Consider the following 13,558-nt stretch of genomic DNA (forward strand, 5'->3'; position numbering starts at 1 on the left):
AACCTCCGGACCAGAAATCCCGCCATGGCGCTAGCCCCCCTTCCCTTCCGGCCGGAGCCAAACGGCGTGCAAGACGGCGCATCCTTCAGCGACGACGATCTGGTCCTCGGCGACGGCGACCTCGCCGAAAAGTTGAACGCGCTGTATCGGGAGATGCGTGCCGACCCGCTGCTGGCCGGCATCACCCGCATCGCCGCCGCCGTGTACGACCCGAAGAACGACACGGTGAAGACGTTCCTGCACGCCAGCGACGGCCCGAACGCCATTGGTCGCTACACCGCCCACCTCCACGATCTGCCGGGCCTGTCCTCGGTGGCCCGCACCGGGCGGCCGCTGATCGTCGGCGATCTGCGCGCCGCGGCGACCGGCGGCGAGCAGACCCGCCGCCTCGCGGACCTCGGCATGCGCTCGCGCTATGTCACCGCCATCCGGCGGCAGGGCGTGCTGTACGGGTTCCTCTTCTTCAATTCGACGCAGCCCGGCTATTTCACGCCGGACGTTCTGGCCCGCCTTGTCCCCCACCGGCGCGTCATCACGTTGATGGTGGCGGGGGAACTGGCGCTGATGCACGCCATGCTCGGCGCCGTCCACACCGCCCGCACCATGAGCCGCCACCGCGACGAGGAGACCGGCGGCCATCTGGAGCGCATGGCCCATTTCGCCCAGCTGATCGCCCGGCGCCTTGCCGTGCCGCACGGCCTGTCCGACGCCTTCCTGGAGTATCTGTTCCAGTACGCGCCGCTGCACGACATCGGCAAGGTGGCGGTGCCCGACCACATCCTGCTGAAGCCCGGCCGCCTGACGCCGGAGGAATTCGCGGTCATGCAGACCCACGTCCAGAAGGGGCTGGAGATCGTGGACGGCATGCGCCGCGACCACGGCCTGCAAGGGCTCCCTTACGGCCAGCTCCTCGCCAACATCATCGCCCACCATCACGAGACGGTGGACGGTTCCGGCTACCCGCGCGCCCTCTCGGGCGACGCGGTGTCCATCGAGGGCCGCATCACCACGGTCGCCGACGTGTTCGACGCGCTGACCAGCGTGCGCCCCTACAAGACCGCCTGGAGCAACGCCGACGCCCTGGCCTTCCTGCGCGAGAAGGCCGGGTCCAAGTTCGACCCCGCCTGTGTCGAGGCGCTTGCCGCCCAGATGGAGGCGGTGGAGGAGATTCAGCGCCGTTTCCGCGACGAATCGCTCGACTAGTTGCGTTTTTTCCCCGCCCGCCCTAGGGTCCGGCCTTTCCGACACGTGTGTTTGTTGAAGGGGCTCCAACCATGACCGGCGAGCGGGATTTGGCGTTGCAGGCGAAGGCGTGGCCGTTCGAGGAGGCGCGCAAACTGGTCGCGCGCTTCGCAAAAGCGCCGCCGGCCAAAGGCTACGTCCTGTTCGAGACCGGCTACGGCCCGTCGGGCCTGCCGCACATCGGCACCTTCGGCGAGGTGGCGCGCACCACCATGGTGCGCCAAGCCTTCCAGCGGATGAGCGACATCCCGACCAAGCTCTTCTGCTTCTCCGACGACATGGACGGCCTGCGCAAGGTGCCGGACAACGTCCCGAACAAGGAACTGGTCGCCGCCAACCTCGGCAAGCCGCTGACCCAGGTCCCCGACCCGTTCGGCACGCACGAGAGCTTCGGCGCGCACAACAACGCGCGCCTGCGCGCCTTCCTCGACAGCTTCGGCTTCGAGTACGAGTTCCAGTCCTCCACCGACTGGTACAAGTCCGGCCGCTTCGACGAGGCGCTGCTCGGCGTCCTGCGCAACTACGACGAGATCATGGCGGTCATGCTGCCGACCCTTGGCGAGGAGCGGCAGGCAACCTACAGCCCGTTCCTGCCCGTCTCCCCGACCTCCGGCCGCGTCCTCCAGGTCCCCGTGCTGGAGCGCAACGTGGACGCCGGCACCATCGTCTTCCAGGATGAGGACGGCAAGAAGGTCGAGGTCCCCGTCACCGGCGGCCACGTCAAGCTGCAGTGGAAGCCGGATTGGGGCATGCGCTGGTACGCGCTGGGCGTCGATTACGAGATGTACGGCAAGGACCTGATCCCGTCCGCTGAGCTGGCCGGCAAGATCGTCAAGATCCTCGGCGGCCCCCCGCCGGAGGGCTTCAACTACGAACTGTTCCTGGACGACAAGGGTCAGAAGATCTCCAAGTCCAAGGGCAACGGCCTGACCATGGAGGAATGGCTGGCCTACGCCCCGCCGGAGAGCCTCGCGCTCTACATGTTCCAGAAGCCGAAGTCGGCCAAGCGCCTGTACTTCGACGTGATCCCGCGCGCGGTGGACGAGTATCTGGCCTTCGTCGCCAAGCTCCCCGTGGAGGAGCCGTCCAAGCAGTTGGAGAACCCGGCCTGGCACATCCACAACGGCAAGGCGCCGGAGGTCCGCTCCGACGTGTCCTTCAACCTGCTGCTGAACCTCGCGGGTGCCGCCAACGCCGAGACCAAGGACGTGATGTGGGGCTTCATCAGCCGCTACGCGCCCGAGGCGACGCCGGCCAACAGCCCGTTCCTGGACAAACTGGTCGGCTACGCCGTCCGCTACTACCAGGATCAGGTGAAGCCGACCAAGCAGTACCGCGCCCCCACCGACGCCGAGCGCGCCGCGCTGGAGGATCTGCTGAAGCGTCTGGACACCGTTCCCGCCGACGCTGCGGCCGACGTCATCCAGAACGAGGTCTTCGCGGTCGGCAAGGAGCACGGCTTCACCGAGCTGCGCGCGTGGTTCCAGGCCCTGTATGAAGTGCTGCTGGGCCAGACCACCGGCCCCCGCATGGGCTCCTTCATCCAGCTCTACGGCCTCAACGAGACCAAGGCCCTGATCCGCGAAAAGCTGGCGGCGTAACGAAAATCCCCTCTCCCAGCCCCGCTGGGAGAGGGAGGGACCCAAGGCAAAGCCTTGGGAGGGTGAGGGTTAGGTCTGTCCGATAAACCCAGCCCTCACCCTCCCGCTTCGCGGGCCCCTCCCTCTCCCGCCGGGGGCGGGAGAGGGGAATTCACCACCCGCGCCGGATTCCCCACCACCGTCGCGCCATCCGGCACGTCGCGCGTCACCACGCTGCCTGCGCCGATCACGGCGTCATCCCCCACCGTCACCCCCGGCAGGATGATCGCGCCGCCGCCGATCCACACGTTCCGCCCGATCCGCACCGGCCGGCCGAACTCGTAGCCATCGCGCCGCAAGGCCGGGTCGCGCGGATGGTCGACCGCATAGACCTGCACGCCCGGCCCGATCTGGCAGAGGTCGCCGACCTCGATCCCCACCACGTCCAGAAACACGCAGCCGAAGTTCAGGAACACCCCGCGCCCCAGGCGGATGTTGTAGCCGTAGTCGCAGTGGAACGGCGGCCGGATCACCGTGTCGTCGCCGACCGCACCCAGCAGTTCCCGCAGAATGGCACTCCGCCGCTCCGCCTCGTCCACGGTCGTCGCGTTGTATTCGTGAAGCAGCCGGCCGGCCCGCCTTTGATCCGCGACGATCTCCGGTCCGGTGGCGCGGTACAACTCGCCCGCCAGCATCTTGTCCTTCTCACTTCGTCCGGTCATCGCCCAGTCTCCGCCTCGCCGTTACGGCTTCCGCAACAGATCATCAGCCAATCCATCATTTATCTTCTGTGCCCGGAACCGTGCATACCCCCGAATTCCTGCCCATCACCTAGGCATTCAACCCCCAAAGTCTCCTATTGCCATGCGCATATCGCACCGCACCAATTCGGTTTTGGTAATACCAAGGTCGTAATCCGAGGCGTAATGTCTGTTCTCGTTACTGCTTTTGCAGTGCGTTTCCTCCCTAAACTCTCAAGGCCGCGCCCCGTGTGGGCAGCGGCCTTTTTTCTTGCCCGGATCGCCCCCGCCGGTCAGCGGCTCCCGTGACAACGCGCCCGAGTTGGGCACCCGAATTAGCCGCCCGTTAACCGCGCGCGCGTTGAATGACCGCATGCAGCCACGCAAGGCACAAGTGCCGCGCCCCCAACCGATGGCCGGAGCCTCCGCCGAGTCGCCCCCCCGCGACACCGGTCGCGCGCCGACTCATCCACAACGGCTGCTGCCCAATTCCTCCACCCTCCACGGCCCGGACGACGGTGTCGCCCCCGAACTGCTTGGCTATCTCTTCGAAGAGCCCCCCGCCGACATCGGCCGCCGTGTCGGCGACGCGCTCGTGGAATCGCGGCTGGCCGGCATGGGCGACGCGGGCGTGCGGGCGATGCTGGCGCGCAAGCTGTGCCGCCTGCTCCCCGACCTTCCCCCGGACGGACGCGACAAGGTGACCACCGTCGCCCTGCGCGCGCTGGAGGAGTTGGCCCGCGACCACGTCACCCATGTGCGCGAGGCGCTGGCCACCGCCGTCAAGGACATCGCCTGCGCCCCGCCCGCCGTGGTGAAGAAACTCGCCCGGGACGTGGAGCGTTCCGTCGCCGAACCGGTTCTGCATTACTGCGCGACGCTGACCGACGCCGACCTGCTGGCGATCATCGCCAACCAGCCCACCAGTTGGGCGCTGTCGGCCATCGCCCGGCGCCATCAGGTCAGCGCGCCGGTGTCCTCCGCCATCGTCGATGCTGGCGACACCCAGGCGAGCGGCGTCCTGCTCGACAACAACGGCGCGGTGATCCCCGAGGACACGCTGGAAAAGCTGGTCGAAGACGCGGCCGAAAACCGCGACTGGCAGGCCAAGCTCGCCCACCGCCCGGCCCTGCCCCGCCGTCTGGCGGTCCGCCTCGCCGACTTCGTGGACAGTTCGGTGGTCGAGGTTCTGCGCACCCGCCCCGATTTCGACGACGCCACCGTCGCGGAGATCGCCGCCGCCACCCGCCGCCGCGTCGATTGGATCGAAGCCTGCGCCCCCGGCGAAACGCCGGAGCGCCGCGCCGTGCGCCTGCACCGCCAGGGCACGCTGGACGAGACCGCCATCGGCGACGCCCTGTCCTGGAACGAGGTGGGCTTCGTCCGCGCCGCCCTGGCGCTCCGCTCCGCCGTTCGGCCCGTCCTGGTGGACGAGATCCTGGCCTCCCTCGATGCCCGCGCCGTGACGGCCCTGGTCTGGCGCGCCGGCTTCTCAATGCGCTGCGCCATGCAGGTGCAGGCGCGCGCCGCCGGCATCCCGCCGCGCGCCATGCTGAACGCCCGCGAGGGCACGGCCTTCCCCCTCACCCCCTCCGACATGGCGCGCCATCTGGCCCGCTATGGGGTGAGAGCGTAAGGCACGCTACCGCACCTCGACCGGCTCCACGCTCCGCTGCCGCTGCCTCTGCGCCGGCGAGCCCGGCACGGGCGGACGGTCGCTGCCCATCTGCGGCAGGTCCGGATAGTACGGACCCGACGACCCCGACCCATCGGTCGCCTGCGGCGGGGTCACGATCTCCTCGCCGGTTCCCGCGTCGAACTGGATCACCGCCTGCCGGCGCACCTGTTCGCAGATCGCCCGCTTCTGCTCCACCGCCGGGTCGCCGGCGCCGCCCAGCGCCACCAGAGGCAGGACCAGCCCGTACCGCTCGCCGGACGGCACCGAGGTGAAGACGTAGTTCAGTACCGGCCGGCAATAGGCCTCGCTCACCAGCGGCTGGTTCTGGGTGATCGGGGCAGCCGCCAGGGCCGCCTGATAGTCTGCGACGGTTTGTCCCAGAGCGGTCCCGCCGCCGCCGAAGACCAGCGTCGCGGACAGGCAAAATGCTGGGCAAAACGCCCGTGCAAAGCGGACCATGCGCGCCTTCTCCCCATTCCACATCGCAAAAACGCCGGACGGGGAACGCACGATTCTTGTTTGCGGTTCCGCCCTTTCGCCGTAATCGATGCAGAGTTCCGGGCCGTGGTTGCGGTCACGCTTGCCCTCGGCCTGGAATCGCGCTAGGAACCGCCCTGAAATCTCAGGGCGCTGGATCCCTAGGACGCTAGACTCAATCGGTTCTGTCCTCCGCTGAATGGGGGACGCTCACGCTTAGGGAAACGCTCCATGGCTCGCAAGAAGATTGCGCTCGTCGGCGCCGGCCAGATTGGCGGCACGCTGGCTCTGCTCGCTGCCCAGAAGGAACTCGGCGACGTCGTCCTGTTCGACATCGCGGAAGGCATGCCGGAAGGTAAGGCCCTGGATCTGGCAGAGACCTCGCCGGTCGAAGGCTTCAACGCCAAGCTCAGCGGCGGCAACGACTACTCGGTGATCGAAGGTGCCGACGTCGTGATCGTCACCGCCGGCGTGCCGCGCAAGCCGGGCATGAGCCGCGATGACCTGATCGGCATCAACACCGGCGTCTGCCAGACCGTCGGCGAGAACATCAAGAAGTACGCCCCGAACGCCTTCGTCATCGTCATCACCAACCCGCTGGACGTGATGGTGTGGGTGCTGCAGCAGGCGTCCGGCCTGCCCCCGGAGCGCGTGGTCGGCATGGCCGGCGTGCTCGACTCGGCCCGCTTCCGCTACTTCCTGGCCGAAGAGTTCAAGGTCTCCGTCGAGGACGTCACCGCCTTCGTGCTGGGCGGCCACGGCGACACCATGGTCCCGCTCGTCCGCTACTCGACCGTCGCCGGCATTCCGCTGCCGGATCTGGTCAAGATGGGCTGGACCACGCAGGAGAAGCTCGACGCCATCGTTCAGCGCACCCGTGACGGTGGTGCTGAGATCGTCAAGCTGCTGAAGACCGGCTCGGCCTTCTACGCCCCGGCCGCTTCCGCCATCCAGATGGCCGAGTCCTACCTGAAGGACCAGAAGCGCGTCGTTCCGGTCGCCGCCTACCTGACCGGCCAGTACGGCCAAAACGACCTGTACGTCGGCGTCCCGACGATCATCGGCGCCGGTGGCGTCGAGAAGATCATCGAGATCGATCTCTCCGCCGAAGAGAAGAAGATGTTCGATCACTCGGTCGACGCTGTGAAGCAGCTCGTCGAGGTGGTCAAGAAGCAGCAGGCCGACAAGGCCGCCTCCTAAGAGGCGACCGGTCTTTCCTGCGCGCGGCCTGCGGCTTTATTGCCTGGGGCGGACGGTTGAACCGCCCGCCCCAGGTGGTACAGTAGCCGCGGCCGCCATGCGCCTGTCGGCGTAAGACTTCCCAAAGACTTTCGCCGCGGCGCACGGCCACGCAGGAAACGCCTGCCCTTAATCCGCCCATCGTCAGCCGACCAAAAAAACAGATGGACGCCCGATGAATATCCATGAGTACCAGGCCAAAGGCCTGCTGAAGAAGTACGGCGTCGCGGTTCCCCGCGGCGGCGTCGCCTACACCCCCCAGGAAGCCGAGACCGTCGCCCGTGAACTCGGCGGTCCGGTGTGGGTCGTGAAGTCCCAGATCCACGCCGGTGGCCGTGGCGCTGGCCGCTTCAAGGACAACCCCGAGGGCAAGGGCGGCGTCCGCGTCGTCAAGTCCATCGAAGAGGTCGGCAAGAACGCCGGCGAGATGCTGGGCCATGTCCTGGTGACCAAGCAGACCGGTCCCGAGGGCAAGGAAGTCAAGCGCATCTACGTCGAGGAAGGCGCCGACATCAAGCGCGAGCTGTACCTCGGCCTGCTGACCGACCGCGCCACCGGCCGCGTCACCATCATCGCCTCGACCGAAGGCGGCATGGAGATCGAGGAGGTCGCCGCCAAGCACCCCGAGAAGATCATCAAGGTCTCCATCGACCCGGTCACCGGCGTGCAGGGCTACCACACCCGCAAGGTCGCCTTCGGCCTGGGCCTGGAAGGCAAGCAGGTCAGCGCCGCCGCCAAGTTCATCGTGGCCGCCTACCAGGCCTTCGTGGACCTGGACTGCGCCATCGTCGAGATCAACCCGCTGATCGTCACCGGCGCGGGTGACATCCTGGCGCTCGACGCCAAGATGAGCTTCGACGACAACGCGCTGTTCCGCCACAAGGACGTGGAAGAGCTGCGCGACGAGGCCGAAGAGGATCCGGCGGAGATCGAGGCGGCCAAGCACAGCCTCAATTACGTCAAGCTCGACGGCAACATCGGCTGCATGGTGAACGGCGCGGGTCTCGCGATGGCCACCATGGACATCATCAAGCTGTACGGCGGCGAGCCGGCCAACTTCCTCGACGTCGGCGGCGGCGCCACGAAGGAGCGCGTCACCGCGGCCTTCAAGCTGATCCTGTCCGACCCGAACGTCGAAGGCATCCTGGTCAACATCTTCGGCGGCATCATGCGCTGCGACGTCATCGCCGAAGGCGTTGTCGCCGCCGCCCGTGAAGTCCATCTGCACGTTCCGCTGGTCGTCCGCCTGGAAGGCACGAACGTCGAGCTGGGCAAGAAGATCCTCAGCGAGTCCGGTCTGCCGATCCTGTCGGCCGACAACCTCGCCGACGCCGCCGAGAAGGTGGTCAAGGCCGTGAAGGAGGCCGCGTAAGATGGCTGTTCTCGTCGATAAGAACACGAAGGTGATCTGCCAGGGCTTCACCGGAGCCCAGGGCACCTTCCACTCCGAGCAGGCCATTGCCTATGGCACCAAGATGGTCGGCGGCGTCACCCCGGGCAAGGGCGGCACCAAGCACCTCGACCTGCCGGTGTTCGACACCGTCGCCGACGCCGTCGAGAAGACCGGCGCCAACGCCTCCGTGATCTACGTCCCGCCCCCGTTCGCGGCCGACGCGATCCTGGAAGCGATCGACGCCGAGATCCCGCTGGTCGTCTGCATCACCGAAGGCATCCCGGTCCTGGACATGGTCCGCGTCAAGCGCGCGCTGGCCAACTCCAAGACTCGCCTGATCGGTCCGAACTGCCCGGGCATCATCACCCCGGACGAGTGCAAGATCGGCATCATGCCGGGCCACATCCACAAGCGCGGCAAGATCGGCATCGTGTCCCGTTCGGGCACGCTGACCTATGAGGCCGTCGCGCAGACCACGGCGGCCGGCCTCGGCCAGACCACCTGCATCGGCATCGGCGGCGACCCGGTCAACGGCACCAACTTCGTGGACAGCCTCGAGCTGTTCCTGAAGGACCCGGAGACCGAGGGCATCATCATGATCGGCGAGATCGGCGGCGACGCCGAGGTCAAGGGTGCGGAGTTCATCAAGGACTCCGGCACCAAGAAGCCGGTCGTCGGCTTCATCGCCGGCCGTACCGCTCCCCCGGGCCGCCGCATGGGCCATGCCGGCGCGGTCATCTCGGGCGGCAACGACACTGCCGACTACAAGATCGAGTTCATGAAGAGTGCCGGCATCGCCGTGGCGGACAGCCCGGCCAGCCTGGGCTCCACCATGCTCAAGATCTTCAAGGGCTGATGGGTAAGCGCGGGGGGCCTCACGGCCCCCCGTGCCCCATCCCGCTCCGGCAGAACGATAAAAATTCTCAGAGGGAACCGGGCGAAAACGCGCCCGAGGCAATGGACATGTCGGCTAATCTGGAGAAGACCTCGTTCCTGTTCGGCTCGAACGCCGAATATGTGGCCGAGCTGTATGCGCGCTTCCTGAAGGACCCCTCCTCGGTGGATTCGAGCTGGAACGGCTTCTTCAAGGAGCTGGACGACGACTCGCGCGCCGTGCTGAACGAGCTGAACGGGCCGTCCTGGAGCCTGGAGGACGGCCTCCTGGGCAACGGCGCGCTCGATCCCGTCGCGGCGTCGCTCGAAGGCGGTGCTCCGGCCGCCGGCGGCAACGGCAGCGCCGGCCTCGTCGCCCACGCCCAGCAGGTGTACGGCGGCATCAGCCACCAGCAGCTCCGCGCGGCCACGCTGGACAGCATCCGCGCGCTGATGCTCATCCGCGTCTACCGCGTGCGCGGCCACATGAACGCGCATTTCGACCCGCTGGGTCTTGAGAAGCGCGAGCCGCACCCGGAACTCGATCCGGCGACCTACGGCTTCGGTCCGGGCGACATGGACCGCCCGATCTTCCTGAACTACTCGCTGGGCCTGGAGACGGCGACGCTTCGCCAGATCCTCGACATCCTGCAGAAGACCTACTGCGGGAACATCGGCGTCGAGTTCATGCACATCCAGGACCCGGAAGAGAAGGCCTGGATTCAGGAGCGCATCGAGGGCGGCCGCAACCACACCGACTTCACGGTGAACGGCAAGCGCGCCATCTACGAGCGCCTCGTCGCCGCCGAGGGCTTCGAGAAGTTCCTGCAACTGAAGTACACCGGCACCAAGCGCTTCGGCCTTGAGGGCGGCGAGTCGATGATCCCCGCGCTGGAGCAGATCCTGAAGCGCGGCGGCCAACTCGGCCTTCGGGAAGTCGTCGTCGGCATGGCCCACCGCGGCCGTCTGAACGTGCTGACCAACTTCATGGGCAAGCCCTTCGCCGCCGTCTTCTCGGAGTTCCAGGGCAACCCGTCCTCGCCGGAGGACGTGCAGGGCTCGGGCGACGTGAAGTACCACCTGGGCACCTCGTCGGACCGCGACTTCAACGGCAACATCGTCCACCTGTCGCTGACCGCCAACCCCTCGCACCTGGAGTGGGTGAACCCGGTCGTGCTGGGCAAGGTGCGCGCCAAGCAGGCGCAGCGCCACGACCAGGAGCGCGAGCAGGTCATGGGCGTGCTGATCCACGGTGACGCGGCCTTCGCCGGCCAGGGCATCGTGGCCGAGACGCTGGGCCTGTCGGAGCTGCGCGGCTACCGCACCGGCGGCACCATGCACTTCATCATCAACAACCAGATCGGCTTCACCACGAACCCGCACTACTCGCGCTCGGGCATCTACTGCTCCGACATGGCGAAGATGGTGCAGGCGCCGATCTTCCACGTGAACGGCGACGATCCGGAATCGGTCGTGCACGTCAGCCGCATCGCCATCGAGTTCCGCCAGAAGTTCAAGCGGGACGTCGTCGTGGACATGGTCTGCTACCGCCGCCACGGCCACAACGAGGGCGACGAGCCGGGCTTCACCCAGCCGCTGATGTACAAGAAGATCCGTGGCCACGCGACCACGCGCGAGCTGTACGCCAAGCAGCTGGTCGAGGAAAACGTCGTCACCCAGGCCGAGTCCGACCAGATCGTCCAGGACTTCATGAAGAAGCTGGAGGGCGAGTTCGAGGCGTCGGCGACCTACAAGCCGAACAAGGCCGACTGGCTGGAAGGCAAGTGGTCGGGCCTGGAGGCCGCCAAGACCGACGACGAGCGCAAGGGCAACACCGGCGTCAAGCTGGACATCCTCAAGGACGTCGGCCTGAAGCTCTGCGAGTACCCGAAGGACTTCGCGATCAACTCCAAGATCGCCCGCCAGCTTGAGGCGAAGAAGAAGTCCCTGGAGTCCGGCGAGGGCATCGACTGGGCCACGGCGGAAGCGCTCGCCTACGGCACGCTGCTGGTCGAGGGCAACGGCGTCCGCCTGTCCGGCCAGGACTCCGGCCGCGGCACCTTCTCGCACCGCCACGCGGTGATGTACGATCAGAACACCGAGGAAAAGTACATCCCGCTGAACCACCTGCGCCCCGACCAGGGTCCGTTCGAGGTGCACGACAGCCCGCTGTCCGAGGCCGCCGTGGTGGGCTTCGAATACGGCTACTCGCTGGCCGAGCCGCACACTCTGACCCTGTGGGAAGCGCAGTTCGGCGACTTCGCCAACACCGCCCAGACCATCATCGACCAGTTCATCTCGTCGGGTGAGTCGAAGTGGCTGCGCATGTCCGGCCTGGTGATGCTGCTGCCGCACGGCTACGAAGGCCAGGGTCCGGAGCACTCCTCGGCCCGTCCGGAGCGCTTCCTCCAGATGTCCGCCGAGGACAACTGGCAGATCTGCAACCTGACGACCCCGGCGAACCTGTTCCACGCCTTCCGCCGTCAGATCCGCCGGCCGTTCCGTAAGCCGCTGGTCCTGTTCACGCCGAAGTCGCTGCTGCGCCACAAGCTGTGCGTCTCCAACCTGGCGGAGATGGCCGAGGGCACGCATTTCCGCCGCGTCCTGCCGGAGACGGCGACCGACCTGCTGCCGAACGACCAGATCAAGCGCGTCGTGGTCTGCACCGGCAAGGTCTATTACGACCTGCTGCAGGAGCGCACCAGCCGGGGCGCCAAGGATGTGGCGATCATCCGCGTCGAGCAGCTCTATCCGTTCCCGCGCTCCGCTCTGACTGAGGAGTTCGCCAAGTACCCGAACGCCGACGTCGTGTGGTGCCAGGAGGAGCCGGAGAACCAGGGCTACTGGTACTTCATCGACCGTCGCCTGGAAGGCTGCCTGACCGCGATCGACCACAAGGCGCGCCGCCCCAGCTACGCCGGCCGCCCGGCCGCCGCGTCGCCGGCCACCGGCCTGCTGAAGCGCCACAACCAGGAGCAGGCCAAGCTCCTGGACGATGCACTGACCGTCCGCTAACGCCCAAGCGTAGAAGAAAAAGGAAACGAGGAATCCATGGCTACGGAAATCAAGGTCCCCACGCTGGGCGAGTCCGTCTCCGAAGCGACCGTCGCCCGCTGGCTGAAGCAGGTCGGCCAGCCGGTCGCCGCCGACGAGCCGCTGGTCGAGCTGGAGACCGACAAGGTCACGCTTGAGGTCAACGCGCCGGCCGCCGGCACGCTGTCCGAGATCGTCGCTCCGGACGGTTCCAACGTCGGCGTCGGCGCCCTGCTCGGCGTGATCGGCGAGGGCGGTGCCGTTGCAGCATCCCCGGCCAAGGCCGCCGCTCCGGCTGCCGCTGCCCCGGCTCCCGCCGCCGCCGCTCCTGCCCCGGTTGCCGCCGGTGCTGGTGCCGCCGTGGCCGACGCCGGTCCAGCCGCCCGCAAGATGATCGAGGAAAAGGGCCTCGACGCCTCGCAGATCGCAGGATCGGGCAAGGGTGGCCGCGTCACCAAGGGTGACGTGATCGACCATGTTGCGAAGCCCGCCGCGGCCCCGGCTGCGGCTCCAGCCGCCGCCCCGCAGAAGTACCAGTGGGCCGCCGGCACCGCCGGTGACCGTCCGCGCGCCGCGCAGGAAGAGCGTGTCCGCATGACCCGCCTGCGCCAGCGCATCGCCGAGCGTCTGAAGGAAGCGCAGAACAGCGCCGCCATGCTGACCACCTTCAACGAGGTGGACATGAGCGCGGCGATGGCGCTCCGCGCCGAGTACAAGGACTACTTCGAGAAGCGCCACAAGGTGCGCCTCGGCTTCATGTCCTTCTTCGTGCGCGCCGCCATCCAGGCGCTGAAGGAGATCCCGGCCGTCAACGCCGAGATCGACGGCACCGACATCGTCTACAAGAACTACTACGACATCGGCGTCGCCGTCGGCACGCCGCAGGGTCTGGTGGTTCCCGTCGTCCGCGATGCCGACAAGCTGAGCTTCGCCGGGATCGAGGGCAAGATCGCCGAGCTGGGCAAGAAGGGTCGTGACGGCAAGCTCTCCATGGAGGAGCTGACCGGCGGCACCTTCACCATCTCCAATGGCGGCGTCTACGGCTCGCTGATGTCCACGCCGATCATCAACCCGCCGCAGTCGGCCATTCTCGGCATGCACAAGACCATGGACCGCGCGGTCGTGGTCAACGGCAAGGTCGAGGTGCGCCCGATGATGTACCTGGCGCTCTCCTACGACCACCGCATCATCGACGGCAAGGAAGCGGTCACCTTCCTCGTCCGCATCAAGGAGTGCATCGAGGATCCGCGCCGGCTCCTGCTGGACGTCTGATTTTAAAAAGGGATCGTGGGAGGGCTCCACC

The 13,558-nt window shown here is 67.3% G+C and carries 10 protein-coding genes; 8 read left to right on the forward strand and 2 right to left on the reverse strand.

The genetic code is table 11. The features are described 5' to 3' along the window. Positions 1–66 precede the first annotated feature (66 nt). Complete coding sequence (locus J2852_RS13545) at positions 67–1,203, forward strand: HD-GYP domain-containing protein (protein WP_343206735.1); 1,137 nt, start codon at positions 67–69, stop codon at positions 1,201–1,203. A gap of 71 nt (positions 1,204–1,274) precedes the next feature. Beyond that, positions 1,275–2,843 (forward strand): lysine--tRNA ligase, encoded by a 1,569-nt coding sequence (locus tag J2852_RS13550; RefSeq protein ID WP_209876237.1) that lies wholly within the window; start codon positions 1,275–1,277, stop codon positions 2,841–2,843. Between the two features lie 95 nt (positions 2,844–2,938). Here the strand turns inward: J2852_RS13550 and J2852_RS13555 are convergent, their stop codons facing one another. Next, the gene (locus J2852_RS13555; protein WP_209876239.1) at positions 2,939–3,544 is read right to left on the reverse strand and encodes a sugar O-acetyltransferase; all 606 of its coding nucleotides are present in this window, start codon (positions 3,542–3,544) and stop codon (positions 2,939–2,941) included. A gap of 391 nt (positions 3,545–3,935) precedes the next feature. On the opposite strand from J2852_RS13555, the gene J2852_RS13560 reads away from it, so the two are divergent. Further along, positions 3,936–5,198 (forward strand): DUF2336 domain-containing protein, encoded by a 1,263-nt coding sequence (locus tag J2852_RS13560; RefSeq protein WP_246499594.1) that lies wholly within the window; start codon positions 3,936–3,938, stop codon positions 5,196–5,198. Between the two features lie 6 nt (positions 5,199–5,204). Here the strand turns inward: J2852_RS13560 and J2852_RS13565 are convergent, their stop codons facing one another. Further along, the gene (locus tag J2852_RS13565; protein WP_209876241.1) at positions 5,205–5,699 is read right to left on the reverse strand and encodes a hypothetical protein; all 495 of its coding nucleotides are present in this window, start codon (positions 5,697–5,699) and stop codon (positions 5,205–5,207) included. A 249-nt stretch (positions 5,700–5,948) separates the two neighbouring features. Here J2852_RS13565 and mdh point away from each other — a divergent pair, with 249 nt between their 5' ends. The 5 genes from mdh (at position 5,949) to odhB (ending at position 13,527) form a co-directional block, all read left to right on the forward strand. After that, positions 5,949–6,917 (forward strand): malate dehydrogenase, encoded by a 969-nt coding sequence (gene mdh / locus J2852_RS13570; protein ID WP_209876244.1) that lies wholly within the window; start codon positions 5,949–5,951, stop codon positions 6,915–6,917. A gap of 214 nt (positions 6,918–7,131) precedes the next feature. Further along, positions 7,132–8,328 (forward strand): ADP-forming succinate--CoA ligase subunit beta, encoded by a 1,197-nt coding sequence (gene sucC, locus J2852_RS13575; protein WP_209876245.1) that lies wholly within the window; start codon positions 7,132–7,134, stop codon positions 8,326–8,328. 1 nt (position 8,329) lies between these two features. Continuing rightward, positions 8,330–9,205 (forward strand): succinate--CoA ligase subunit alpha, encoded by an 876-nt coding sequence (gene sucD / locus J2852_RS13580; RefSeq protein WP_209876247.1) that lies wholly within the window; start codon positions 8,330–8,332, stop codon positions 9,203–9,205. A 107-nt stretch (positions 9,206–9,312) separates the two neighbouring features. Next, positions 9,313–12,237: a 2-oxoglutarate dehydrogenase E1 component gene (locus J2852_RS13585; RefSeq protein ID WP_209876250.1), complete on the forward strand. Its 2,925-nt coding sequence runs from the start codon at positions 9,313–9,315 to the stop codon at positions 12,235–12,237. A gap of 36 nt (positions 12,238–12,273) precedes the next feature. After that, on the forward strand, positions 12,274–13,527 hold the full coding sequence (odhB, locus tag J2852_RS13590) for a 2-oxoglutarate dehydrogenase complex dihydrolipoyllysine-residue succinyltransferase (protein ID WP_209876252.1): 1,254 nt from the start codon (positions 12,274–12,276) through the stop codon (positions 13,525–13,527). Positions 13,528–13,558 lie beyond the last annotated feature (31 nt).

Origin of the sequence: Azospirillum soli (genome assembly GCF_017876165.1) — a bacterium.
In the GTDB taxonomy this organism is placed as follows: Bacteria; Pseudomonadota; Alphaproteobacteria; order Azospirillales; family Azospirillaceae; genus Azospirillum; species Azospirillum soli.